At 67.8% G+C, this 22,465-nt stretch carries 26 protein-coding genes; 21 read left to right on the top strand and 5 right to left on the bottom strand.

The genetic code is table 11. The features are described from left to right. Genes ACS5PK_RS16415 through ACS5PK_RS16425 form a run of 3 tightly spaced genes read left to right on the top strand, consistent with a single transcriptional unit; the run spans window position 1 to window position 3,252 of the window. A complete protein-coding gene (locus tag ACS5PK_RS16415) occupies window positions 1-732 on the top strand; it encodes a lysophospholipid acyltransferase family protein (RefSeq protein ID WP_439441330.1) in 732 nt (243 codons plus the stop codon). 25 nt (window positions 733-757) lie between these two features. Next, window positions 758-2,326, top strand: a complete 1,569-nt coding sequence (locus ACS5PK_RS16420; RefSeq protein ID WP_439441331.1) for a thymidine phosphorylase family protein — start codon at window positions 758-760, stop codon at window positions 2,324-2,326. A 23-nt stretch (window positions 2,327-2,349) separates the two neighbouring features. Then, window positions 2,350-3,252: a ribose-phosphate diphosphokinase gene (locus ACS5PK_RS16425; RefSeq protein ID WP_439441332.1), complete on the top strand. Its 903-nt coding sequence runs from the start codon at window positions 2,350-2,352 to the stop codon at window positions 3,250-3,252. A 105-nt stretch (window positions 3,253-3,357) separates the two neighbouring features. Here the strand turns inward: ACS5PK_RS16425 and ACS5PK_RS16430 are convergent, their stop codons facing one another. Both ACS5PK_RS16430 and gpmA read right to left on the bottom strand, forming a co-directional pair. Beyond that, window positions 3,358-4,146, bottom strand: coding sequence for a hydroxypyruvate isomerase family protein (locus ACS5PK_RS16430; protein WP_439441333.1), 789 nt, complete (start codon window positions 4,144-4,146; stop codon window positions 3,358-3,360). Window positions 4,147-4,271: 125 nt separating this feature from the next. Further along, window positions 4,272-5,015, bottom strand: a complete 744-nt coding sequence (gene gpmA / locus ACS5PK_RS16435; protein WP_439441334.1) for a 2,3-diphosphoglycerate-dependent phosphoglycerate mutase — start codon at window positions 5,013-5,015, stop codon at window positions 4,272-4,274. A gap of 217 nt (window positions 5,016-5,232) precedes the next feature. Between gpmA and ACS5PK_RS16440 the strand changes: the two genes are divergently transcribed. The 8 genes from ACS5PK_RS16440 (at window position 5,233) to ACS5PK_RS16475 (ending at window position 11,998) form a co-directional block, all read left to right on the top strand. Then, on the top strand, window positions 5,233-6,435 hold the full coding sequence (locus ACS5PK_RS16440) for a hypothetical protein (protein ID WP_439441335.1): 1,203 nt from the start codon (window positions 5,233-5,235) through the stop codon (window positions 6,433-6,435). An 11-nt stretch (window positions 6,436-6,446) separates the two neighbouring features. Next, window positions 6,447-6,869, top strand: a complete 423-nt coding sequence (locus ACS5PK_RS16445; protein WP_439441336.1) for a hypothetical protein — start codon at window positions 6,447-6,449, stop codon at window positions 6,867-6,869. 60 nt (window positions 6,870-6,929) lie between these two features. Next, window positions 6,930-8,444: a methyl-accepting chemotaxis protein gene (locus ACS5PK_RS16450; protein ID WP_439441337.1), complete on the top strand. Its 1,515-nt coding sequence runs from the start codon at window positions 6,930-6,932 to the stop codon at window positions 8,442-8,444. A gap of 96 nt (window positions 8,445-8,540) precedes the next feature. Beyond that, window positions 8,541-8,945 carry a rhodanese-like domain-containing protein gene (locus ACS5PK_RS16455; RefSeq protein WP_439441338.1) on the top strand — a complete coding sequence of 135 codons (405 nt, stop codon included), beginning with the start codon at window positions 8,541-8,543 and terminating at the stop codon, window positions 8,943-8,945. 52 nt (window positions 8,946-8,997) lie between these two features. Beyond that, window positions 8,998-9,261 carry a glutaredoxin 3 gene (gene grxC / locus ACS5PK_RS16460; RefSeq protein WP_439441339.1) on the top strand — a complete coding sequence of 88 codons (264 nt, stop codon included), beginning with the start codon at window positions 8,998-9,000 and terminating at the stop codon, window positions 9,259-9,261. A gap of 154 nt (window positions 9,262-9,415) precedes the next feature. Then, entirely contained in the window at window positions 9,416-9,877 is a 462-nt protein-coding gene (gene secB, locus ACS5PK_RS16465) for a protein-export chaperone SecB (protein ID WP_439441340.1), read from the top strand. Between the two features lie 116 nt (window positions 9,878-9,993). Beyond that, window positions 9,994-11,010 (top strand): NAD(P)H-dependent glycerol-3-phosphate dehydrogenase, encoded by a 1,017-nt coding sequence (locus tag ACS5PK_RS16470; RefSeq protein ID WP_439441341.1) that lies wholly within the window; start codon window positions 9,994-9,996, stop codon window positions 11,008-11,010. Between the two features lie 16 nt (window positions 11,011-11,026). Next, a complete protein-coding gene (locus tag ACS5PK_RS16475; RefSeq protein ID WP_439441342.1) occupies window positions 11,027-11,998 on the top strand; it encodes a Bug family tripartite tricarboxylate transporter substrate binding protein in 972 nt (323 codons plus the stop codon). Window positions 11,999-12,020: 22 nt separating this feature from the next. On the opposite strand, the gene ACS5PK_RS16480 is transcribed toward ACS5PK_RS16475, so the two are convergent. Together ACS5PK_RS16480 and ACS5PK_RS16485 are read right to left on the bottom strand one after the other, a co-directional pair. Beyond that, the gene (locus ACS5PK_RS16480) at window positions 12,021-12,491 is read right to left on the bottom strand and encodes a tRNA (cytidine(34)-2'-O)-methyltransferase (RefSeq protein ID WP_439441343.1); all 471 of its coding nucleotides are present in this window, start codon (window positions 12,489-12,491) and stop codon (window positions 12,021-12,023) included. Between the two features lie 42 nt (window positions 12,492-12,533). Beyond that, the gene (locus ACS5PK_RS16485) at window positions 12,534-13,259 is read right to left on the bottom strand and encodes a ComF family protein (protein ID WP_439441344.1); all 726 of its coding nucleotides are present in this window, start codon (window positions 13,257-13,259) and stop codon (window positions 12,534-12,536) included. A 20-nt stretch (window positions 13,260-13,279) separates the two neighbouring features. Between ACS5PK_RS16485 and ACS5PK_RS16490 the strand changes: the two genes are divergently transcribed. From ACS5PK_RS16490 to ACS5PK_RS16520, 7 genes are all read left to right on the top strand, one after another. After that, a complete protein-coding gene (locus tag ACS5PK_RS16490) occupies window positions 13,280-14,173 on the top strand; it encodes a biotin synthase (RefSeq protein WP_439441345.1) in 894 nt (297 codons plus the stop codon). A 467-nt stretch (window positions 14,174-14,640) separates the two neighbouring features. Further along, window positions 14,641-15,834, top strand: coding sequence for a cytochrome c oxidase subunit II (gene coxB / locus ACS5PK_RS16495; protein ID WP_439441346.1), 1,194 nt, complete (start codon window positions 14,641-14,643; stop codon window positions 15,832-15,834). 32 nt (window positions 15,835-15,866) lie between these two features. Continuing rightward, window positions 15,867-17,504, top strand: coding sequence for a cytochrome c oxidase subunit I (ctaD, locus tag ACS5PK_RS16500; protein WP_439441347.1), 1,638 nt, complete (start codon window positions 15,867-15,869; stop codon window positions 17,502-17,504). A gap of 10 nt (window positions 17,505-17,514) precedes the next feature. Beyond that, window positions 17,515-17,631: a cytochrome oxidase small assembly protein gene (locus ACS5PK_RS16505; RefSeq protein WP_439441348.1), complete on the top strand. Its 117-nt coding sequence runs from the start codon at window positions 17,515-17,517 to the stop codon at window positions 17,629-17,631. A gap of 7 nt (window positions 17,632-17,638) precedes the next feature. Further along, window positions 17,639-18,262: a cytochrome c oxidase assembly protein gene (locus ACS5PK_RS16510; RefSeq protein ID WP_439441349.1), complete on the top strand. Its 624-nt coding sequence runs from the start codon at window positions 17,639-17,641 to the stop codon at window positions 18,260-18,262. Then, entirely contained in the window at window positions 18,259-18,501 is a 243-nt protein-coding gene (locus tag ACS5PK_RS16515) for a DUF2970 domain-containing protein (protein WP_439441350.1), read from the top strand. The genes ACS5PK_RS16510 and ACS5PK_RS16515 overlap by 4 nt, the downstream gene beginning before the upstream one ends. A gap of 43 nt (window positions 18,502-18,544) precedes the next feature. Continuing rightward, window positions 18,545-19,429 (top strand): cytochrome c oxidase subunit 3, encoded by an 885-nt coding sequence (locus tag ACS5PK_RS16520; RefSeq protein ID WP_439441351.1) that lies wholly within the window; start codon window positions 18,545-18,547, stop codon window positions 19,427-19,429. Window positions 19,430-19,665: 236 nt separating this feature from the next. On the opposite strand, the gene ACS5PK_RS16525 is transcribed toward ACS5PK_RS16520, so the two are convergent. Further along, the gene (locus ACS5PK_RS16525) at window positions 19,666-19,887 is read right to left on the bottom strand and encodes a DUF2909 domain-containing protein (protein WP_439441352.1); all 222 of its coding nucleotides are present in this window, start codon (window positions 19,885-19,887) and stop codon (window positions 19,666-19,668) included. A 42-nt stretch (window positions 19,888-19,929) separates the two neighbouring features. Here ACS5PK_RS16525 and ACS5PK_RS16530 point away from each other — a divergent pair, with 42 nt between their 5' ends. From ACS5PK_RS16530 to ACS5PK_RS16540, 3 genes are read left to right on the top strand one after another with little or no spacing between them, the layout of a single operon-like run. After that, window positions 19,930-20,655, top strand: coding sequence for an SURF1 family protein (locus ACS5PK_RS16530; protein WP_439441353.1), 726 nt, complete (start codon window positions 19,930-19,932; stop codon window positions 20,653-20,655). Then, on the top strand, window positions 20,615-21,358 hold the full coding sequence (locus ACS5PK_RS16535; protein ID WP_439441354.1) for an SCO family protein: 744 nt from the start codon (window positions 20,615-20,617) through the stop codon (window positions 21,356-21,358). Before ACS5PK_RS16530 ends, ACS5PK_RS16535 begins: the two co-directional genes overlap by 41 nt. 14 nt (window positions 21,359-21,372) lie before the next feature. Then, the gene (locus ACS5PK_RS16540; RefSeq protein ID WP_439441355.1) at window positions 21,373-22,464 is read left to right on the top strand and encodes a COX15/CtaA family protein; all 1,092 of its coding nucleotides are present in this window, start codon (window positions 21,373-21,375) and stop codon (window positions 22,462-22,464) included. Window position 22,465: the final 1 nt, after the last annotated feature.

Consider the following 22,465-nt stretch of genomic DNA (forward strand, 5'->3'; position numbering starts at 1 on the left):
ATGCGCTCGCTGACCGGGATCTGGCGCCTGCTGCAGCTGGCGCTGCACGTGCTGCACGGCCTGGCCCTGATACAGCTGCGCTTCGGCGCCTACACGCCCGCGCAGCGCCAGGCCCGCGTGGCCTGGTGGTCTGGCAAGATGCTGCGTCTGCTGGGTATCACCCTGGGCAGCCAGGGCCAGGCGCGCCCTGGCGCCAAGCTGCTGGTGGCCAACCACGTGTCCTGGCTGGACATCGCCGCCATCCATACGCTGATGCCCGAGGCCCGCTTCGTCTCCAAGTCCGACGTCAAGGCCTGGCCGCTCGTTGGCACCCTGGTGACGGCCGTGGGCACGCTCTACATCGAGCGGGCCTCCAAGCGCGATGCGCTGCGCGTGGTGCACCAGTGTGCCGAGGCCCTGCGCGCGGGCGACACCATCGCCTTCTTTCCCGAGGGCACGACAGGCCCTGGCCCCGAGCTGCTGCCCTTCCACGCCAATCTGCTGCAGGCGGCCATCTCCACCGAGCTGCCGGTGCAGCCCGTGGTGCTGCGCTGGTATGAGCCCGGACAGCGTTTCAGCCGCAGCGCGCAGTTCATTGGCGACACCACCCTGCTGCAGAGCATCTGGCGCGTCGTCACGGCGCGCGGCCTGGCCATCGAGCTGCAGGTACTGCCTGCCCACGCCACGGCGCATGCCGACCGCCGCCTGCTGGCTGAGCATCTGCGCGAATTGATCGCCGCCAAGCTCGGTTGAAGCTGGTCGGCACTACCATCCGGGCATGAGCGCCCAAGCCTCCCAACTCCAGATCCGCCGTGTCGGCATCGACACCTGGCGCGAGAACGTCGCCTACCTGCACCGGGACTGCCCTGTGGTCCGTGCGGCGGGCTTCCAGGCCCTGTCCAAGGTCGAGATCCATGCCAATGGCTGCACCATCCAGGCGGTGCTGAACGTGGTCGACGATGAGCGCATCGTCAGCAGCTGCGAGCTGGGCGTCAGCGAGGAAGCCTTCGCCCGCCTGGGCGTGGCCGAGGGCCATGTGGCCAGCATCGCGCACGCGGAGCCGCCGCACTCCATCGCGGCCCTGCACCGCAAGATCAATGGTGACCGCCTGGGCCGCGAGGACCTCATGGGCATCATCCGCGACATCGCCGAGGCCCGCTATTCCAAGATCGAACTGGCCGCCTTCGTCGTCGCGACCAACCAGGTCGAGCTGGATCGCGAGGAGGTGCTGCACCTCACCGAGGCCATGATCGCCGTAGGCCGCCGCCTGGACTGGCGCGCCCAGGTGGGATCGGGGCCGGTGGTGGACAAGCACTGCATCGGCGGCATCCCCGGCAACCGCACCTCCATGCTCGTGGTGCCCATCGTCGCGGCGCACGGCATGCTGTGCCCCAAGACCAGCTCCCGCGCCATCACCTCGCCCGCCGGCACGGCCGACACCATGGAGGTGCTGGCCAATGTCGAGCTGCCCTTTGACCGCATGGTGAGCATCGTGCGGGACACCCATGCCTGCCTGGCCTGGGGCGGGACGGCCGACCTCTCGCCGGCTGACGACATCCTCATCAGCGTCGAGCGGCCCCTGTCCATCGACTCGCCGGGGCAGATGGTCGCGTCCATCCTGTCCAAGAAGATCGCCGCGGGCTCCACGCACCTGGTGCTGGACATCCCGGTGGGCGACAGCGCCAAGGTGCGATCCATGGCCGAGGCCCACCGGCTCAAGAAGCTTTTCGAGTTCGTGGCCAGCCATCTGCGCCTGGAGCTGGACGTGGTGATCAGCGACGGCCGCCAGCCCATCGGCCGCGGCATCGGCCCAGTGCTGGAGGCTCGTGACGTGATGCAGGTGCTGCGCGGCGACCCGGACGCGCCGCACGACCTGCGCCAGAAGGCCCTGCGCCTGGCCGGCCGCATGATCGAGTTCGACCCCGATGTGCGGGGCGGCCAGGGCTACCAGATCGCCCGCGACATCCTCGAGTCCGGCCGAGCCCTGGCCAAGATGGAAGCCATCATCGAGGCCCAGGGCCGCCGCGCCGAGCCGCCGCCGCTGGGCGCGCTCAGCACCGAGATCCTGGCCCCGCAGGACGGCGTGGTGCTGGCCCTGGACAACCTGCGCATTGCCCGCATCGCCCGTCTGGCCGGCGCCCCCCAGGTGCCCGGCGCAGGCCTGGACCTGCTGAAGAAGCTGGGCGATACGGTGAAGGCCGGCGAGCCGCTCTACCGAATCCACGCCCAGTACCCCACCGACCTGCAGTTCGCCCGCGAGCTGGCCGGCCGCGACAGCGGCTGCCGACTGGGCAGCAAGGCGGAGTGGGACCAGGCCTCGCATGCCGCGAGCTTCTTTTCCATCTGACTGTTCCCGAGGCCTCCTGACCCATGGCTCAAGACTTGACCCTGCTGCTCGCCTTCGAGGACGAAGCCCCCCTGGCCCGCGAACTGGCCGAGGCCCTGGGCCTGCGCCTGGACTTCATCCACCGCCATCGCTTTCCTGACGGCGAGCTGCGCCTGGTCCTGCCCAAGCCCCTGCCGGCGCGGGTCATCCTCCTGCGCGGCCTGCAGCAGCCCAACGAGAAGATGGTGGAGCTGCTGATCGCCGCGCCTGCCGCGCGCGAGCTGGGCGCGCAGCAGCTGGTGCTGGTCACGCCCTATCTGGCCTATATGCGCCAGGACATCGAGTTCACCCCCGGCGAGGCCGTCAGCCAGCGCCATGTGGCGCGCTGGCTGGCCCAGCTCTTCGACCGTGTGATCACGCTGGACCCGCACCTGCACCGCATCGCCAGCCTGGACGAGGTGATGCCGCCCGGCGTGGGCGTGGCCCTGTCCGTGGCGCCGGTACTCGGTGCCTGGATCGCCCGCCATGTGCCCGGGGCCCTGCTGATCGGGCCGGACGAAGAATCGGGCCAATGGGTCAAGGAAGCCGCCCTGGCCGGCGGCCTGGACCATGCCGTCGGCCGCAAGCTGCGCGAGGGCGATCACCAGGTCCGCCTGGCCCTGCCCGAGGTCGAGGTGAAGGGCAGGGCGGTGGTGCTGCTGGACGACATGGCCTCCACCGGCCGCACCCTGATCGGCTCGGCCGAGCAACTGCTGGCCCGCGGCGCGGCCTCGGTGGACGTGGCGGTGACGCATGCGCTCTTCAATGGCGACGCCTTGCCCTTGCTGAAGGCGGCAGGCGTGCGCCACGTCTGGAGCAGCAACGCCGTGCCGCATGAGAGCAATGCGGTCAGCGTGGTGCCGCTGCTGGTGGAGGCGTTGACCCCTCGCCCAGCCTCGTCGCGCTGAACGCGGGCGAGTCTGGTCGGTCCCCCGAGGGGACGGAATGGCTCGCGGCTTGGAGCCTCAAGCCATTCCAGGTGGGCCGGCTTGGGGCAGGCCAGTTCGTGGGTGTCAGGTCTTGAGCCAGGGGCGGGCCCAGGCCAGGCCCTTGCGGGTGCCGGCGGCCGGCCGGTACTCGCAGCCGACGTGGCCGGTGTAGCCCCAGTCGTCCAGGGCCTGGAGCAGGGTCTCGACGCGCAGCTCGCCGCGGTCGGGCTCGTGGCGGTCTGGGGCGCCGGCGATCTGGACGTGGCCGAGGCGGCCGCACGTCCAGGCGTCGCGCAGCTTGTTGAGTACCTCGCCCTCGCTGCGCTGGCAGTGGTAGGCGTCGAACTGCAGCAGTACGCGGCGGTCGTCGAGCAGGTCCAGCAGGGCATGCGCCTGCGCCTGGCTCTGCAGGAAGTAGCCCGGCATGTCCAGGCGGTTGATGGGCTCGATGCACAGGCGCAGGGGCCCGTCACCGAGCTGCTCGGCGGCCCAGCGCAACTGCTCCAGGTAGCAGTCCTGGGCGGCCTCGGGGGACACCGCCTCGCCCGGCACGCCCGCCATCACGTGCAGGCGCTGCGTGCCGGTGGTGCTGGCGTAGTCCAGGGCCTGCAGAAGGCCTGCGCGGAAATCCTCGCGTCGCGCGGGCAGGCAAGCGAGGCCGCGATCGCCGGCGGGCCAGTCGCCGGCCGGTGCGTTGAACAGGGCCAGCGCCAGGTCCAGCGACTGCAGCCGCGAAGCCAGCTGCGATGCGGCTTCGGCGTAAGGGAAGAGGATCTCGCAGGCCTTGAAGCCATCCGCGCGCGCCGCAGCCCAGCGCTCGGCAGCGGGCAGCTCCTGGTAGAGGAAGGAGAGATTGGCGGCGAGCTGCGGCATGGACGTCAAACCCTTCGATGAATCCCCGGACTCCGGGGGCGAGGTTCTGGCCGCTGGCAAGAAAAAAGGCGAGCAGTTCACTCGCCTTTTCTTGTCAGTGCGGCCCCGGGAGGCGCATGGGAGGGTCAGGCCTTGCCCTGGCTGGCCACGGCAGCGGCAGCCTTGGCCGCTGCCTCGGCGTCACCCAGGTAGTAGCTCTTGATGGGCTTCAGATCGGCGTCCAGCTCGTAGACCAGCGGGATGCCATTGGGAATGTTCACGCCCACGATGGCGTCGTCGGCAATGCCGTCCAGGTACTTCACCAGGGCGCGGATGCTGTTGCCGTGTGCCGCAATCACCACACGCTTGCCGGCCTTGATGGCGGGTGCGATGCTGTCATTCCAGACGGGCAGCACGCGAGCGACCGTGTCCTTCAGGCATTCGGTGAGGGGCACTTCCTCGGGCTTCAGGCGGGCATAGCGCACGTCGCTGCGCTCGCTGCGGGGGTCCTGGGCCTCCAGCGGCGGCGGCGGGGTGTCGTAGCTGCGGCGCCAGACCAGCACCTGCTCGTCGCCGTACTGCTTGGCCATGTCGGCCTTGTTGAGACCTTGCAGGGCGCCGTAGTGGCGCTCGTTGAGACGCCAGCTGTGGACAACAGGCAACCAAGTTCGATCCATTTGATCCAGACAGTGCCAAAGCGTCCAAACTGCACGCTTGAGCATGGACGTGTAAGCCACATCGAAGTCCAGCCCGGCATCCTTGATGAGTCGTCCGGCCTGCTTGGCCTGCTCCACACCCGTGGTGGTCAGGTCGACGTCGGTCCAACCGGTGAAGCGGTTTTCCAGATTCCAGGTGGATTCACCATGGCGGATGAGAACGAGCTTGTACATGGGCAATTCGGTTCAGTGGAAGGGCGGCCGGCTGCAGTGCAGCGGGCGACGGGCCAGTGCGGCAGCTCGCCGCGCGGCCCGGATTCTATCGAGCCGCGTCCGTACCGGGGCTTTCCTAAAGATCGCGGCTGGTTTGCCGAAAGCAGAGGACATCCTTGACGCGGCCGTCCATTGCTGGAGCGGCCGCTTTTAGTTTCAACACAAGAAGGAGACCTTGATGATGGCTCTGAAATCACGTCGACTGGCGCCGTTGGCGCTGGCCGTCCTCGCTGCGACGGCGCAGGCGCAGGACAACTCCATGTTCAGTTTTTCGGGCTTTGCCACGCTGGGCCTCACAGGCACCAACACCGACGACGCCCAGTACGCCACCTTCGGGCAGATCCGCGGTGGTGACAAGAACTGGAGCGGCGAGGTCGACAGCAAGCTGGGCTTGCAGGCCACGGCCAAGTTCTCTCCCATGTTCTCGGCCACCGTGCAGTTGCTGAGCAAGCAGAACGGCGACGGCAACTTCAATCCCGGCCTGGAGTGGGCCTTCCTGAAGGCGCAGCTGAGCCCGGGGCTGTCGGTGCGCCTGGGGCGCATGGGCGGGCCCTTCTTCGCCGTCTCCGACTTCCGCGACGTGGGCTACGCCAACACCTGGGTCCGCCCGCCGCTGGACGTCTACAGCCAGGTGCCCTTCAGCAGCTTCGACGGTGCTGACCTGAACTTCCAGACCAGCACCCCGCTGGGCACCTGGAGCGCTCAAGTCTTCGGAGGCCAGAGCAAGACCGTGATCGCCGGGACCGACGTGGACCTGAAGAAAGCGATGGGCTTCAACACCACGCTGGAGATGGACAACGGCCTGAGCCTGCGCTTCGGCCATGTGGCGGGCAAGCTGACGGCCCACACGACCACGCTGGCCGCCCTGGTGGCCACCATCCGCCAGACGCCCTTCACCAGCACGGCCAACGAGCTGGACCCCACCGACAAGAAGGCCGCCTTCACCGGCCTGGGGCTGAACTGGGACAACGGTAGCTGGCTGGTGTCCGCCGAGTACACGCAGCGCCGCACCGACTCCTACGCCTCCGACACCAATGCCTGGTTCCTCACCCTGGGGCATCGCATCGACAAGTTCACGCCCTACGTCACGGTCTCGCAGATCAAGAACGTGGACAGCAACATCAACAACACCATCCAGCCGCTGACGCCCGGCCTGGCGCAGCTGAAGGCGGCCGTGGACGGCTTCGTGGCCACCCAGGTCCGCACGCAGAAGACCTGGGCCCTGGGCGTTCGCTGGGACTTCATGCGCAACACCGCGCTGAAGGCACAGTTTGACCGGGTCAAGCCCACGGGGCCGGGCTTCTTCATCAACACGCAGCCCGGCTTCGGCACAGGGTCTTCGGTCAACGTCTACAGCATCGCTGTGGACACCGTGTTCTGAGGAGGCCGACCATGCGCATGCAACAAGTCCTGATCGCGCTGGCCCTGGCCGGCGCCAGCGTGGCGGCCCAGGCCCAGGTGGCCGTGGTGGTCAACCCCAAGAGTGCGGCCGCCAGCATGACGGCCGAGCAGGTGGCCAACATCTTCCTCGGCAAGAGCAACGCCCTGCCCAGCGGCGCTGCGGCCGCCCCGGTGGACCAGCCCGAAAGCGCGGCCATCCGCGAGACCTTCTACACCAAGGTCACGGGCAAGAACAGCGCCCAGGTCAAGGCGGCCTGGTCGCGCCTGGTCTTCTCCGGCAAGGCCACGCCGCCCAAGGAAGTGGGCAGCTCGGCCGAGGTGAAGAAGTTCGTGGCGGGCAACCCGGACGCCATCGGCTATATCGAGAAGTCTGCCGTGGACGCTAGCGTCAAGGTCGTGCTGACCGTTGATTGAGTCCGTGATGACAGCCGGGCGGGGCGGGGCCCGCACCGTCCGGCGACCAAGGAGTTGGACATGAATGTCAAGACCCGGATCTGGCTGCTGCCGGTGCTGGCAGCGGTGATCTTCGCGATCGGGATCGCCGTTGTGCTGGCCTTCTCGGCGCGCACCTCGGGCGCCATCCAGGCCGTCGGCGATGTGCATGCGCCCTATCTGGATGCCACCAACCAGTTCGCCTCGCAGTTGGAGGCCCTGGGCGCCACCATCCAGAGCGCCGTGGCCGAGGGCGAGAAGAAGCGCCTGGACGAGGCCAACGAGCGCGCGACTGCCATGCGCAAGACCCTGGGGACGATCAAGGCCATCGAAGGCCGGGGCGAGATGGCGGGCAAGCTCTCCACCAGCTTCGAGACCTACTACGCTGCCGCCTCCGACACCGCCCAGCTCTTCCTGGGCATCAAGCAGGGCGACCAGGCTGGCGCCATTCCCAAGATGCAGGCCGCACTGAAGGACCTGGAAGGCGTGCTCGGCAAGGCCCGGGCCGAGGCGCGCGAGGGCTTCGACAACGGCCTCGAGGCAGCGAGCCGGGGCGTGTCGTCCAGTCTCAGTGCCATCGTGGTCAGCGGCCTCGTGGTGGTGCTGTGCCTGGGCGTGGGTTCCTACCTCGTGATCGGCAGTGTCTGGCGCCAGTTGGGCGGTGAGCCGGAGTACGCCCGCGATGTGATGCGGCAGATGGCCGAGGGCGACCTTTCTCAGGACATCCAGGTCAGCCCCGGGGCCGAAGGCAGTCTGCTGGCGGCGGTGCGCGACATGTCGCGGGGCCTGGCTGCCATCGTGGCCAATGTGCGCACGGGCACGGATTCCATGACCGTGGCCTCGCGCGAGATCGCCGTGGGCAACCACGATCTCTCGGTACGGACCGAGAAGCAGGCGACCTCGCTGGAGCAGACCTCCTCGAACATGCAGACCCTCACCGAGACCGTACGCCAGAGCGCGGACGCGGCCTCGCAGGCCAATCAGCTGGCGGGCTCCGCGGCTGCGGTGGCGCAGAAGGGTGGCGAGGTGGTCAACCAGGTGGTGACCACCATGGACGAGATCAACACCAGCTCCAAGAAGATCAACGACATCATCGGCGTGATCGACGGCATCGCCTTCCAGACCAACATCCTCGCGCTGAACGCCGCCGTGGAAGCGGCCCGTGCGGGCGAGCAGGGGCGCGGCTTTGCCGTGGTGGCCGGCGAGGTGCGCAGCCTGGCCCAGCGCAGCGCGGAGGCGGCCAAGGAAATCAAGGCCCTGATCGGTGCGAGCGTGGACAAGGTCGAGTCCGGCAGCCGCCTGGTGCAGGACGCGGGCTCCACCATGAGTGAGATCGTGGCCAGCGTGCAGCGCGTCTCCGACATCATCGGCGAGATCACCGCCGCCGCCAGCGAGCAGAGCCAGGGCATCACGCAGGTGAATCAGTCGGTGAGCCAGCTGGACCAGATGACGCAGCAGAACGCGGCCCTGGTCGAGCAGGCTGCGGCCGCAGCCAGCAGCCTGGAGCAGCAGGCCAAGGCCTTGCAGACGGCGGTGTCCACCTTCAAGCTGGGGTGACCCCCGCGGCCCCGGACGCCGGTCCGGACGATGCTTCACGGCGCCTGCGGGCGCCGTTTTCTATAATCTCGCACCCCTTCCCATTGAGGCCCCGAATTGAAATTCCTGATCGACAACTGGTATCTGGTCCTGGCCGCCCTGGTCTCTGGCGGCTTGCTGCTGCGCTCTGCCCTGCAGGGCGGCGGCGCCGGGCAGGTCAACACGAACGAGGCCGTGCGCCTGGTCAACCGTGAGAAGGGTGTGCTGATCGACGTTTGCGAGCCCGCGGAATTCGCGGCCGGCCATGCCAGCGGCGCGCGCAACATCCCCTTTGGCAGTGTCGAGACCAGCAAGGAACTGCCCTCCAACAAGACCCTGCCCCTGGTGCTGGTGTGCCAGACCGGCGCACGCGCCGGCCGCGCTGCTGGCATGCTTCGCAAGGCTGGTTATGCCAATGTGCAGGTGCTTGCCGGCGGCATGAAGGCCTGGCGCGAGGCCAACCTGCCCATCGAGAAGGCCTGAGCCTCTCGTCCTGTCCAACCCCTCGCGCTGAGAAGTACCAGAGAGTCCGGCCATGAGCCTTGTGAAGATGTACACCACCCAGGTCTGCCCTTACTGCGTGCGGGCCAAGGCCTTGCTGAAGCAGCGAGGCGTTCAGCAGATCGAGGAGATCCGCGTGGACCTGGACCCCATCCAGCGCGAGGCCATGATGAGCTTGACCGGCCGCCGCACCGTGCCGCAGATCTTCATCGGCCAGACCCATGTGGGCGGCTGCGATGACCTGATCGCCCTCGACCAGCGCGGTGGGCTGCTGCCCCTGCTGAAGCAGGCAGCCTGATCCTGCGACCCCGGCAGCCGCTGGGGCCTTATTGAGCCAATTCAAGAGCGGGCAATTCCGCCCCCGGGCCTTTGCGGGGCCTGGGTGATAATCCGCCCCGTCTGCTTGGCGGCTGCGTGTTTGCCGGGCACCCACCCACACGAACGAGACCATCATGGCCGACGAGCAACTGACCCCCGTGTTCAACATCCAGCGCATGTACCTGAAGGACCTGTCGCTGGAGCAACCGAACTCCCCGCAGATCCTGACCGAGCAGGCCCAGCCGCAGGTCGACATCAACCTGACCCTGGCTGCCGAGCCCGTTGCCGAGGGCGTCTTCGAGGTCAGCGTGACTGCCACCGTGACCACCAAGATCGCTGAACGCACCCTGTTCCTGATCGAGGCCAAGCAGGCCGGCATCTTCGAGATCCGCAACCTGCCCAATGAGCAGATCGAGGGCATCCTGGGCATCGTCTGCCCGCAGATGATCTACCCCTATCTGCGCGCCGTGGTGTCCGATGTCTGCACCCGCGCCGGCTTCCCGCCCGTGCTGCTGACCGAGGTGAACTTCCAGGCCATGTTCGAAGCCCGCCAGCAAGCCCAGGCGGAAGCCCCGGCCGCCGAAGCCCTGAACTGATGGTCCTGGCATGATCAGGCCCACGGGCCTGGCTTGTGCCCTCAGCACGCCACCGCGAGGTGGCGTTGTCACTTCTGATCCCGGTGGCCCTCGGGCGCCGTTTGCCTGGCAACGCGATGAAGATCAGCATTTTGGGAGCCGGTGCCTGGGGCACCGCATTGGCCATCCAGGCCGCTGCGCGGCATGAGGTGCTGCTGTGGGCCCGTGACGAGACCCTGGTCCGGGACATGCAGTCAGGCGGCAGCAACGCACGCTATCTGCCCGGTGCGGCGCTGCCAGCCTCGTTGCGGCTGGAGGGGCGGCTCAACGAAGCCCTGGCGCATGCGCGCGAGGGCCTGATCATCATCGCTACGCCCATGGCCGCCTTGCGCGACATGCTGTTGCAGATGCCCGCCGGTGCGCGCGTCATGTGGCTCTGCAAGGGCTTCGAGGCCGGCACCGGGCTGCTGGGCCATGAGATCGCCCGCGAGGTCCGGCCGGACCTGCGCGTGGGCATCCTCTCAGGCCCCAGCTTTGCGCAAGAGGTGGCCGCCGGCCAGCCCACGGCCCTGGTCTCGGCCAGCGGGGACGCCGAGCTGGCGCAGCTGGGCGTGCAGGCCTTCCACGGCGAGCGCCTGCGCGTCTACAGCTCCAGCGACCCGGTGGGCGTGGAGGTCGGCGGCGCGGTCAAGAACGTGATGGCCATCGCCGTGGGCATTGCTGACGGTCTGCGGCAGCGCGCAGAAGCCGCCGGTGAGCCGGAGCAGGCCCCGGGCCTCAATGCGCGGGCGGCCCTGATCACCCGCGGCCTGGCCGAGATGCTGCGCCTGGGACTTGCCCTGGGCGCACAGACGGAGACTTTCATGGGGCTCTCCGGCATGGGCGACCTTGTGCTGACCGCCACCGGCGATCTCTCCCGCAACCGCCGCGTGGGCTTGCTGCTCGCGCAAGACCTGGCCCTCTCCGACATCCTGCAGCAGCTGGGTCACGTGGCCGAGGGCGTCTACAGCGCGCCCACCGTGCTGGCCCGTGCGCGGGCCAAGGGCGTGGACATGCCCATCACCGAGGCGGTGGTGGCTGTGCTGGACGGTCGGTTGAGCCCGCGTGCGGGTGTGGACCTGCTGATGGGGCGCCAGGCGCGCGCCGAGCACTGAGGCGCCGGAACCCCACATGCTGCGCCGTCGCGACACCCTGGCCGGCCTGCTGGCCCTGCCCCTGACAGGGCATGCCGCCGACACCGCAAAGTGGCCGGCGCGGCCGCTCAAGCTCATCGTGCCCTTTCCGCCGGGCAGCTCGCCGGACCTCATCGCCCGCGCCCTGGCCGACGGCCTGCGGCCCTCCTTGGGCCAGACCGTGCTGGTCGAGAACAAGCCCGGCGCCGGCGGTCTGATCGGCACGGGCCTGGCCGCCCACGCCGCCCCGGACGGCTACACCTGGCTGCTGACCATCCAGGGCCCGCTGACCACGGCGGACCTGCTGAACCGAAAGCCCGGCTACGACGCGAGGCAAGACCTGACCCCCGTCAGCCTGATCGCCTCCTCGCCCAATGTGCTGCTGGTCTCGCCGGCCTTGGGCGTGGGGACGCTGGTGGAGTTCCTGCAACTGCTGCGGGCGCGCCGTGAAGGCATCAACTACGGCTCGGTGGGCCTGGGCAGTGCCTCGCACCTGGCCATGGAGGATCTGGCCGCGCGAGCCGGCGTGGTCCTCAACCATGTGCCGTATGGCGGCTTCCCTCAAGTGCTGCAAGCCCTGCTGGGTGGCGAGATCCAGGCCGCCTTCATGGTGCCGGGTATGGCGCTGGGGGCCTGGAAGGCGGGGAAGGTGCGCGCCCTGGGGCTCAGCAGCAGCGTGCGCAACACCAGTTGGCCGGACCTCCCCACGCTGGCGGAGCAGGGGCTGAAGGATTTCGAGGCCTTGTCCTGGCAGGGCTTGCTGGCCCCGGCCGGCACGCCGCAGGCCCTTGTCGAGCACATGGCAATGCTGGTCAGCACCCTGGTGCGCAGTCCGGCTTTCCGGGAGCGCCTGCTGTCCCAGCACTTCAATGCCATCGGCTCTGCGCCTGAAGGGTTGCGTTTGCAGATGCGCGAGGACCGCGAGCGCTGGGGGCGGGTCATCCGCCGGCTGAAGCTGAAGCCAGAGTAAGGCCTCGCGCCCTCAGCCGCGTTCAGGTGCCGCCGGCATAGCCCTGCTGGCGCCATGCATCGAAGACGGCCACGGCTACCGCATTGCTGAGATTGAGGCTGCGCTGCCCGGCTCGCATCGGCAGGCGCACGCGCTGGGATGGCGGGAAGCTGTCGCGCAGGGCGGGCGGCAGGCCGGCGGTCTCGGAGCCGAAGACCAGCCAGTCGCCCGGCTGCCAGCGCTGCTCGGCCAGCACGTGGCTGCCGCGCGTGGTGAAGGCAAACAGCCGCTCCGGCGCCGGCTGCTCGGCGGCCAGGAAGCTGGGCCAGTCGGCATGGCGCTTGAGGCGGGTGTACTCGTGGTAGTCCAGGCCGGCGCGCTGCAGCAGGCGGTCTTCCATGGAGAAGCCCAGAGGCTCGATCAGGTGCAGCTCGCAGCCGGTATTGGCCGCCAGGCGGATCACATTGCCCGTGTTGGGCGGGATTTCAGGATGGACCAGGACGATGCGAAACATGCGCGCAGTCTAGGGCCTTCGGCGGCGGCCCTCAGTCGGCCCTCAGCCGGCCCGCATCAGCGCCCAGCCCCAGACTTCTGCGGCGCCCGCGCGCTTGAGCGTCGCGGCAATCTCGTGGAGGGTGGCTCCGGTGGTCATTACGTCGTCAACCACGGCCACGCGGGCGCCCCGGATCCGCGCCGCCATGCCCGCCGTGAGGACGAAAGCGCCGCGCACATGGCGCCGCCGGGCTTCGGCATCCAGGCGCGACTGCGGTGCGCCCGGCAGGCGGATCAGCAGGCGGCCCTCGTAAGGCAGTTGCAGCGGCCGGGCCAGGCGCCGGGCCAGCTCATGGCTCTGGTTGTAACCCCGCTCGCGCAGACGCTGGCTTGACAGCGGCACGCAGCACAGCAGGTCCGGGCGGGGCTCGGCCTGCAAGGCGCCGAGCATCAGCGCGGCCAGGGGCTTGGCCAGCGGTGCTTGGGCATTGAACTTGAAGTCCAGCAGCAGCCGGTCCCAGGGATGGCCGTAATCGAGCGCGGCCCGGCAGTGGTCCAGGGGTGGTGGCTGGCGCAGGCAGGCGGCGCAGCAAGGGCTGCCCGTGCCAGCCAGGGGCAGGGCGCAACGCGAGCAGGCTGCGCCGCGGGCCGGCCGGCTGGCGGCCTGCGACAGGCACTGCGCACACAGGCGATGCCGGCTCCATTGCCGACACAGCAGGCACTGCCCACCCAGGCGTGGCCGCTCACGGGGCAACAGGGCTTTGGCGCGGGTCCAGGCGGTGGAGAGCATGGCTCAATATACTGACGCCGATGAATGAGTCCGCGCGTCCCGTCCCCCATCAGATTGATGCCCCGGCCCTGCAGCAGCAGCTGCGCCGCCTGGCCGGCCGGGACGAGGCCCCGTGGCTGCATGCCGAGGTGGCGAGACGCATGGCCGAGCGGCTGGACTTCATCAAGCTCAAGCCGTCCGATTACATGGAGTGGGCGCCCAGCCTGGGTGACAGCCTGGCGGTGCTGCAATCGGTCTATCCGGAGGCCCGCGCATGGTGGCAGGAGCCGACGCCGGCCCTGCACCAGCGCGCGGAGCGGCGCCTGCAGAAGCCCTGGTGGCGCAAGCTGCTGAGGTCTGCCGACCCGCAGCTCGCCCAGGGAGGCGAGGCGGTGCAGATGCTGTGGGCCAATATGTCCCTGCACGCGGCGCCGGACAAGCCCGCTCTGCTCAAGACCTGGCACCAACTGCTGGCGGTCGACGGTTTCCTGATGTTCTCCTGCCTGGGGCCGGACAGCCTGGTTGAACTGGTGCGCCTGTACGAGTCCCGGGGCTGGGGCCGGCCCATGCCAGCCTGGGTGGACATGCATGACCTGGGCGACATGATGGTCGAGGCCGGTTTCGCCGATCCGGTGATGGACCAGGAGCGGCTGCGCCTGACCTGGTCCGAGCCGCAGAAACTGCTGGAGGACCTGCGCGCGCTTGGGGGCAATGTGTCTCCTTCGCGCTTTCCGGGCCTGCGTACGCGGCGCTGGCACGAGCAACTGCTGAGGGCGCTGGAGAGCCTGCGTGGTCCGGATGGCCTGATCACGATGAGCCTGGAGCTGGTCTACGGGCACGCCTTCAAGCCGGTGCCGCGCCCCCGGGTGAGCGGGGAGACTCACGTCAGCCTGGATGACATGCGCAGCATGGTGCGGCGTCAGGGCAAGGACTGACCCTCCCGGCTCGTCCACGCAGCCTGCGCGACGGGACTGTCTACAGGGTAAACAGGCAGGCGATAGCGACGCACAAAGACCACATGGCCTCAGGGTGCCTGGGCTAAAATCCCGCGGTTTTCTGAGGCCAAATCCCTTCCATCCTAGGGTATCTACTGGGCTTGCGCTTTGCGTCAGGTCAACAGGTGAGGCAATTCGTGACAGCCCAGGCGGTCACCCATGCGTCAAGCCGGTGCAGCAGGGGTCTGCGGTGCCGGTATTTGCCTGATGAGCTGAGGCCATGCGGGGTCAGGACTTGCCAAGGCGGTGAAGCTGGTTTCAGGAGCTGTAGGTTTGTCGAGCCGGTCCGGCCGTGACTGCATCGCTGCGGTACATGGGGGCTGGCGGGAAGGACGCAAGGGCGGGTGTGCGGACCTCAGGGCGCGTGCACCGGCTTGTCGGATCGATTGGAGACAGAAGTGACGACCATGAAGATGATGAACGCTGCCGTGTGCCAGCTGGGGCGGGCCTGCAGCCGCTTCAGCCTGGCGCTGGGCGCGACGCTGGCCACCCATGCCGCCTTGGCGAACCCCGTCAAGGACCTGCCGGGCGGTCCGGCAGTCAACCAGCTCAACCTGCACCCGCCGGTCACCAAGATCGCCAGCGAGCAGATGTGGCTGCACAACATGATGCTCATCATCTGCCTGGGCATCTTCATCGCGGTGTTCGGGGTGATGTTCTATTCCATCATCAAGCACCGCAAGTCCAAGGGCGCCGTGCCCGCGAACTTCCATGAGAGCGTCAAGGTCGAGATTGCCTGGACCGTCGTGCCCTTCATCATCGTGATCCTGATGGCCCTGCCGGCGACCAAGGTCGTGGTTGCCATGAAGGACACCACCAACGCCGACCTCACCGTCAAGGCCACCGGCTACCAGTGGAAGTGGGGCTATGACTACCTGAAGGGCGAGGGCGAGGGCATTGGCTTCCTGTCCACCCTGGACGTGGGCCAGCGCAATGCCTCCGACTCCGGCAAGCCTGAAGCCACCGACGACTACCTGCTGCGTGTGGACAACCCGCTGGTGGTGCCGGTGGGCAAGAAGGTGCGCATCATCACGACCGCCAACGACGTCATCCATGCCTGGATGGTGCCGGCCTTCGGCGTCAAGCAGGATGCCATTCCCGGCTTCGTGCGCGACACCTGGTTCAAGGCCGAGAAGATCGGTGACTTCTATGGCCAGTGCGCCGAGCTCTGCGGCAAGGAGCACGCCTACATGCCCATCCACGTGAAGGTGCTGTCCGCCGAGGACTACAGCAAGTGGGTGGACGGCAAGAAGAAGGAATTGGCCGCCAAGGCTGATGATCCTTCCAAGGTCTGGAAGCAGGAAGAACTGGTTGCCCGCGGCGAAAAGGTCTACAACGCCAACTGCGCCGCCTGCCACAAGGCTGACGGCAAGGGAGCCGGCCCCATCAAGGCCCTGGACGGCTCGCCCGTGGTGCTCTCCGACAAGCATGAAGAGCAGGTGCAGGTGCTGCTGAACGGCCGCCTGGACAAGGGCATGCCCGCCTGGAAGCAGCTGAGTGACACCGAGATCGCCGCCGTCATCACCTACACCAAGAACAGCTGGTCCAACAAGACCGGCCAGATCGTGCAGCCGGCCGAGATCGTGGCCGCTCGCAAGTGATGGTTTGAACGTCAAGGAACAGAGGAATCAACATGAGTGCAGTGCTTGACCCCCACGGTCATGACGTTCATGCCCACGGGCACGATCACCACGACGACCACCACGCGCCCACCGGCTGGCGCCGCTGGGTGTTTGCCACCAACCACAAGGACATCGGGACCCTGTACCTGCTGTTCGCCTTCACGATGCTGATGATCGGCGGCGTGCTGGCCCTGTGCATTCGCGCCGAGCTGTTCCAGCCGGGCCTGCAGTTCTTCAACCCCGAGCTGTTCAACCAGTTCACGACCATGCACGGTCTGATCATGGTGTTCGGCGCGATCATGCCGGCCTTCGTGGGCTTCGCGAACTGGATGATCCCGCTGCAGATCGGCGCCTCGGACATGGCCTTCGCGCGGATGAACAACTTCAGCTTCTGGCTGATGATCCCCGCCGCCCTCATGCTGGTTGCGTCCTTCTTCATGCCCGGCGGCGCCCCCGCTGCCGGCTGGACGCTGTACGCGCCGCTGACCCTGCAGATGGGCCCCTCCATGGATGCCGGCATCTTCGCGATGCACATCCTGGGCGCCTCGTCCATCATGGGCTCGATCAACATCATCGTGACCATCCTGAACATGCGCGCGCCCGGCATGACGCTGATGAAGATGCCCATGTTCGCCTGGACCTGGCTGATCACGGCCTATCTGCTGATCGCCGTGATGCCCGTGCTGGCCGGCGCCATCACCATGACGCTGACGGACCGCCACTTCGGCACCAGCTTCTTCAGCCCCGCTGGCGGTGGTGACCCCATCATGTACCAGCACATCTTCTGGTTCTTCGGTCACCCCGAGGTCTACATCATGATCCTGCCGGCCTTCGGCATCGTGAGCCAGATCGTGCCGGCCTTCGCCCGCAAGCGCCTGTTCGGCTATGCCTCCATGGTGTACGCCACCGCTTCGATTGCCATCCTGTCCTTCATCGTGTGGGCCCACCACATGTTCGCCACCGGCATGCCGGTGACGGGCCAGCTCTTCTTCATGTACGCCACGATGCTGATCGCCGTGCCTACGGGCGTGAAGATCTTCAACTGGCTGGCCACCATGTGGCGCGGCTCGATGACCTTCGAGACCCCGATGCTGTGGGCCGTGGGCTTCATCTTCGTGTTCACCATGGGCGGCTTCACCGGCCTGATCTGCGCCATGGCGCCGATCGACATCCAGATCCAGGACACCTACTACGTCGTCGCCCACTTCCACTACGTGCTGGTGGCCGGCTCGCTGTATGCCCTGTTCGCCGGTGTGTACTACTGGGGCCCGAAGTGGTCTGGCGTGATGATCTCGGAGACCCGCGGCAAGATCCACTTCTGGGGCTCGCTGATCTTCTTCAACATCACCTTCTTCCCCATGCACTTCCTGGGTCTGGCCGGCATGCCCCGTCGCTACGCCGACTACCCCATGCAGTTCGCCGACTTCAACGCCATCGCCTCGGTGGGCGCCTTCGGCTTCGGCCTGATGCAGGTCTACTTCTTCTTCGCTGTCGCGCTGCCCATGATGCGCGGCAAGGGCGAGAAGGCCCCGCAGAAGCCCTGGGAAGCCGCTGAAGGCCTGGAATGGGAAGTGCCTTCGCCGGCCCCCTTCCACACCTTCGAGAACCCGCCCAAGCTGGACGCCACCGCCACCAAGGTGATCGGCTGAAGGACTGGCCATGAGCAGCACGCCTGAACAACGCAAGGCCAACCGCCGCCTGGGCCTGATCCTGGCCTCGGTCGCGGTCGCCTTCATGGTCGGCTTCATGGTCAAGATGACCTGGCTGGGACGCTGAGGCCGTCATGAGCGACAAGCGCTGGCAACTCGCTGACCTCCTGCGCCGGGACAACCGGCTCATGATGGGCAAGCTGCTGGTCGTCGTCGCCCTCATGTCGGGCTTCGGCTATGCCCTGGTGCCGGTCTACCGCGCGGTCTGCACGGCGCTGGGCATCAATGTGCTCACGCTGTCGCAGGGCACGCATGCGGTCCGCGCCGAGGACGTGAAGAACACCCAGGTGGACTACAGCCGCAGCATCGAGATCGAGTTCGATGCCAACGCCCGCGGCCCCTGGGACTTCAAGCCTGCGACCAACCATGTGAAGGTGCACCCGGGCGAGCTGACCACCGTCATGTACGAGTTCCGCAATGTGCAGGACCGGACCATGTCGGCCCAGGCCATCCCCAGCTACGCTCCCAAGCAGGCGACGTCCCACTTCAAGAAGCTCGAATGCTTCTGCTTCAACGAATACACCCTCGCCCCGGGCGAGGTGAAGCAGTGGCCGGTGGTCTTCTACGTGGACCCGAAGCTGCCCAAGGACGTCAAGACCATCACCCTGTCCTACACCTTCTTCGAGGTGACCGGCAAGGACGTTGGCAAGGACGCCGTGAAGAAGCAGGCGGCGGCTGTCCAGGAGCGTCAGCTGTGAGCGAAGCTGGGAAGGATTTGAAGGAGGCGGCGGCCCGCAGGGGCAGCTTCCTGGGCACCGTCAAGGCGGTGGCCTGGTCCTTCATCGGCATCCGCAAGGGTGCCGGCTATGACAAGGATGTGGCGCAACTGAACCCGGTGCATGTGATCATCGCCGGGGTCATTGCAGCCGCTGTATTCGTGGTCAGCCTCGTGCTGCTGGTCCAGTGGGTGATCGGCAGCGGCGTGGCTGGCGCCTAGTGTTGAGTTGAATTGAGTCGTTAGAAGATCGAGGAGATCATCAATGTCGGCAGCGACCTCCCAGGGGAGCACCCCCTACTACTTCGTGCCGGGCCCTTCGCGGCATCCGGTGATGGCCGCCATCGGCCTGTTCTTCGTGATCCTGGGCGCCGGCCAGTGGATCAATGACCACCAGTGGGGCGCATATTCGCTGGCCTTCGGCCTGCTGTGGTGGGCCTTCGTGCTGAAGCAGTGGTTCGGCGACGCCATCCGTGAAAGCGAAGGCGGCCTCTACAGCGACCGCATCGACGTCTCCTTCCGCTGGAGCATGAGCTGGTTCATCTTCTCGGAGGTGATGTTCTTCGCCGCCTTCTTCGGCGCGCTGTACTGGGCTCGCGTGCACTCGGTGCCTGCCCTGGGCAGCCTGGAGAACCAGCTGCTGTGGCCGGACTTCAAGGCCCTGTGGCCCAGCATGGCCGCCGGTGCCACGGCCTCGCCGGCCGGCACGGTGGAAGCCTTCACCACCATGGGCCCCTGGCCCCTGCCCACGATCAACACGGCCTTGCTGCTGACCTCGGGTGTGACCCTGACCATCGCCCACCATGCGCTGATCGCCGGCAACCGTGGCAAGACCATCGCTTTCATGTGGATCACGGTGCTGCTGGGCATCACCTTCCTGTGCGTGCAGGGCTATGAGTACGCGCATGCCTACCATGAGCTGAACCTCAAGCTCAGCTCGGGCATCTATGGCTCGACCTTCTTCATGCTGACCGGCTTCCACGGCTTCCACGTCTTCGTGGGCATGCTGATGCTGCTGTTCATCACCCTGCGCCTGCAGAAGGGCCACTTCACCAGTGACCGCCACTTCGGCTTCGAAGGCGCAGCCTGGTACTGGCACTTCGTGGACGTGGTGTGGCTGGGCCTGTACGTCGTCGTCTACTGGATGTGATCATCCTCGCGCGGTGCTGCGGCATCGCGTGCCATGGCCCTGCCCTGCGGCCATGACAAAGCGCCGCATGCCGCGGCGCTTTGTTTTTGGGGCGCTGCAGCCACCCTTGCCCTCTGATCGTCCGCCCATCCTCCCCTTTTTTGCTGCCGTCCATCAGGCCCGTGGCGAGGGTGGGAAACCAGGGCTGGCGCACCGATGCCGATGCAGCAGGGTGACTCCAGGACCAGCGGCCGGGCTCAGTGGCCCATGGGCACGCCGGTGGGCTTGATCCAGCCCATCTGGTAGCTCAGCAGGATGATGAGGAAGAGGGCGATGGACACGCCCACCCGCACGGCCAATGCTCGCGCCATCTGCGGCCCCTGTTTCTTGCGGTCGCCGCCCCGGCGCAGCATGAAGAGGCCGGCCGCGGCCAGCGCTCCGAGAATGGCGACGAAGCCGAGCAAGATGATGGTTTTCATGGCTGCCGATTATTTCACCCCCCTTGCGCGATTCGCCCTGGCATGAACACGAGTACCCCCGCTGATCGCAAGCGCCGCTGGCTGCTGCCGCTGACCCTGGTCGGCGTGGCGCTGACGGCCGGCCTCTGCGCCTGGCAACTGGACCGCGCGGGGCAGAAGCGGGCGCTGGAGGCCGCCATCACGCAGCGCGCCCAGGCGCCTGCGCTGGACGGCGCCGGCCTCGCGGCCGCGGGCGCCGAAGGCCTGCACCGGCGCGTGCGCCTGCAGGGCCACTGGCTGTCGCAGCACGAGGTCTGGCTGGAGAACCGGCCCATGGACGGGCGGGTGGGCTTCTTTCTTTTGACACCGCTGCAGCTGAGCGGCCGCGCCGACGTGGTGCTGGTCCAGCGCGGCTGGGTGCCGCGCGACGTGGCCGACCGCGGCCGCCTGCCCGCACTTGCTCCCGAGACGGGGGAGGTCCTCGTCGAGGGCCGCATGGCCGCTTCTCCGTCGAGGCTGTATCAGCTGGGCGAGGCAGGCAGCGGGCGCATCCGGCAGAATCTGGACCCGGCCGCCTTCGCCCGCGAGACCGGCCTGCCCCTGCTGCCCCTGACGGTGCTGCAGACGGCGCATGAAGGGGCGACCCCGGGCCTGCTGCGCGAGTGGCCAGCACCGGCGGTCGACATCCACAAGCATTACGGCTACGCCGCGCAATGGGCCGCGCTTTCGGTCCTCCAACTGGGTTTGTATGTCTGGTTCCAAGTCCTCCGTCCCCGACGCTCCCGCTGACATCCGCACCGAGATGCAGGCCGGGGCCGGGGACGACAGCCCGCTGTCCTTCACCGTTCACAGCCAGCCCCAGCCCGCCGAACTGGCGGCGCTGGCCGAGCAGCAGCGCACCCGCGCCGGCCGTCTGCGCATGCTGGGCGTGGTCGCCGTGTGCGCGGCGCCTGTGGTGGCTTCGTACTTCAGCTTCTACGTGTTGAAGCTGCAGGGCCGGGCCTACTCCGACCTGATCACCCCCACCGTCGACATGCCGGCCACCCTGAGCCTGCAGGACCTGGACGGCAAGCCGGTGAGCGCCGAGTCGCTGAAGGGGCAGTGGCTGCTGACCGTGGTCCAGCCCAGCCACTGCGATGCGCAATGCGACCGCCTGATGTTCGCCCAGCGCCAACTGCGCGAGATGCAGGGCAAGGAGCGCGACAAGTTCGACAAGCTCTGGCTCATCCCTGACCAGCAGCCGGTCTCGGCGGAGCTGCGCCAGCTGATCTCGCAGGGCACGCCCGTCACCGCCCTGCGCGTGCCGGCCGCGCAGCTGCAGGCCTGGCTGAAGCCCGCCGAGGGGCACCAGCTGAACGAGCACCTGTTCCTCATCGACCCCCTGGGCCGTTGGATGATGCGCTCGCCGGCCCAGCTCGATCCGTCCAAGTTCAAGAAGGACCTGGACCGCCTGGTCAAGGCCAACGCGGGCTGGGACCGCCCCGGACGCTGAAGGACGCCCGCATCGTGATCGGATTCGACTTCAGTCCCCTGCTGCAGATGCTGGCCATGGCCGTGCTGCTGGGCGGCCTGCCGCTGGCCTGGGCCTGGCGCCGCGGCCGCGGGGCGCCGCACCGCGAGCGCCTGCGCCTGCTGACGGTGCTGGCCATGACGCTCACCTTCGAGCTCATCCTCTTCGGCGCCTTCACCCGTCTGACCGACTCCGGCCTGGGCTGCCCGGACTGGCCGGGCTGCTACGGCCATGCCTCGCCGCTGGGCGCCCACGGCGACATCCAGCAGGCCCAGACGGCCATGCCCACTGGGCCGGTCACGCATGGCAAGGCCTGGGTGGAGATGCTGCACCGCTACTTTGCCAGCGCGGTGGGCTTCTTGATCCTCACGACGGCCGTGCTGCACACCCGCTGGCGCCGCGAGACGGGCATGCCTTCACCCGCATGGTCCTGGCTGAGCCTGGCTTGGGTGTTGGTGCAGGGTCTGTTCGGCGCGCTGACCGTGACCATGAAGCTCTTCCCGGCCATCGTCACCCTGCACCTGCTGCTGGCCCTGGGCCTGCTGATGCTGCTGGGCTGGCAGGCGCAACGCCTGGGGAATCGCGTCCTGCTGCTGGGTCCGGGCCTGCGGCGCGGCATTGTGCTGGTGCTGCTGGTCGTGCTGCTGCAGGTGGCGCTGGGCGGCTGGGTCAGCACCAACTACGCCGTGTTGGCATGCGACGAATTTCCCACCTGCCAGGGCGGTTGGTGGCCGGCCATGGACTTCGCGCGGGGATTCACCCTGTGGCGCGAGCTGGGCCTGCATCATGATGGCAGCGTGCTGCCTTTCGAAGCCCTGGTGGCCATCCACTGGACGCACCGTCTCTTTGCGCTGGCCGCGACAGCAGCGGTCCTGCTGCTGGCCTGGCGCCTTCACGGGGTGGGCCAGGGGCTCTGGGCCCGGCGCCTCGTGCTCATCCTGCTGTGGCAGCTGCTCAGCGGCCTCAGCAACGTCGTGCTGGACTGGCCTCTGCTGGCCGCTCTGGCGCACACTGGCGGCGCTGCGGCGCTGCTGCTTTGCCTCACCCTGCTGCGTGCCCGCACGCAGCCACTGACCCCCCACGCCTGAT

This window comes from Roseateles sp. DB2 (assembly GCF_051857535.1).
Taxonomy (GTDB): Bacteria; Pseudomonadota; Gammaproteobacteria; order Burkholderiales; family Burkholderiaceae_C; genus Roseateles_B.

Excerpts from the sequence above, each read along its gene's own strand:
- coxB (WP_439441346.1), top strand. The coding sequence starts at position 14,641 with ATGAAGATGATGAACGCTGCCGTGTGCCAGCTGGGGCGGGCCTGCAGC.
- ACS5PK_RS16430 (WP_439441333.1), bottom strand. The coding sequence starts at position 4,146 with ATGCCGCAGCTCGCCGCCAATCTCTCCTTCCTCTACCAGGAGCTGCCC.
- ctaD (WP_439441347.1), top strand. The coding sequence starts at position 15,867 with ATGAGTGCAGTGCTTGACCCCCACGGTCATGACGTTCATGCCCACGGG.
- secB (WP_439441340.1), top strand. The coding sequence starts at position 9,416 with ATGGCCGACGAGCAACTGACCCCCGTGTTCAACATCCAGCGCATGTAC.
- ACS5PK_RS16505 (WP_439441348.1), top strand. The coding sequence starts at position 17,515 with ATGAGCAGCACGCCTGAACAACGCAAGGCCAACCGCCGCCTGGGCCTG.
- ACS5PK_RS16480 (WP_439441343.1), bottom strand. The coding sequence starts at position 12,491 with ATGTTTCGCATCGTCCTGGTCCATCCTGAAATCCCGCCCAACACGGGC.
- ACS5PK_RS16420 (WP_439441331.1), top strand. The coding sequence starts at position 758 with ATGAGCGCCCAAGCCTCCCAACTCCAGATCCGCCGTGTCGGCATCGAC.
- ACS5PK_RS16450 (WP_439441337.1), top strand. The coding sequence starts at position 6,930 with ATGAATGTCAAGACCCGGATCTGGCTGCTGCCGGTGCTGGCAGCGGTG.
- ACS5PK_RS16510 (WP_439441349.1), top strand. The coding sequence starts at position 17,639 with ATGAGCGACAAGCGCTGGCAACTCGCTGACCTCCTGCGCCGGGACAAC.
- ACS5PK_RS16475 (WP_439441342.1), top strand. The coding sequence starts at position 11,027 with ATGCTGCGCCGTCGCGACACCCTGGCCGGCCTGCTGGCCCTGCCCCTG.
- ACS5PK_RS16490 (WP_439441345.1), top strand. The coding sequence starts at position 13,280 with ATGAATGAGTCCGCGCGTCCCGTCCCCCATCAGATTGATGCCCCGGCC.
- ACS5PK_RS16530 (WP_439441353.1), top strand. The coding sequence starts at position 19,930 with ATGAACACGAGTACCCCCGCTGATCGCAAGCGCCGCTGGCTGCTGCCG.
- ACS5PK_RS16445 (WP_439441336.1), top strand. The coding sequence starts at position 6,447 with ATGCGCATGCAACAAGTCCTGATCGCGCTGGCCCTGGCCGGCGCCAGC.
- ACS5PK_RS16485 (WP_439441344.1), bottom strand. The coding sequence starts at position 13,259 with ATGCTCTCCACCGCCTGGACCCGCGCCAAAGCCCTGTTGCCCCGTGAG.
- ACS5PK_RS16425 (WP_439441332.1), top strand. The coding sequence starts at position 2,350 with ATGGCTCAAGACTTGACCCTGCTGCTCGCCTTCGAGGACGAAGCCCCC.
- ACS5PK_RS16525 (WP_439441352.1), bottom strand. The coding sequence starts at position 19,887 with ATGAAAACCATCATCTTGCTCGGCTTCGTCGCCATTCTCGGAGCGCTG.
- grxC (WP_439441339.1), top strand. The coding sequence starts at position 8,998 with ATGAGCCTTGTGAAGATGTACACCACCCAGGTCTGCCCTTACTGCGTG.
- gpmA (WP_439441334.1), bottom strand. The coding sequence starts at position 5,015 with ATGTACAAGCTCGTTCTCATCCGCCATGGTGAATCCACCTGGAATCTG.
- ACS5PK_RS16470 (WP_439441341.1), top strand. The coding sequence starts at position 9,994 with ATGAAGATCAGCATTTTGGGAGCCGGTGCCTGGGGCACCGCATTGGCC.
- ACS5PK_RS16520 (WP_439441351.1), top strand. The coding sequence starts at position 18,545 with ATGTCGGCAGCGACCTCCCAGGGGAGCACCCCCTACTACTTCGTGCCG.
- ACS5PK_RS16415 (WP_439441330.1), top strand. The coding sequence starts at position 1 with ATGCGCTCGCTGACCGGGATCTGGCGCCTGCTGCAGCTGGCGCTGCAC.
- ACS5PK_RS16535 (WP_439441354.1), top strand. The coding sequence starts at position 20,615 with ATGTCTGGTTCCAAGTCCTCCGTCCCCGACGCTCCCGCTGACATCCGC.
- ACS5PK_RS16440 (WP_439441335.1), top strand. The coding sequence starts at position 5,233 with ATGATGGCTCTGAAATCACGTCGACTGGCGCCGTTGGCGCTGGCCGTC.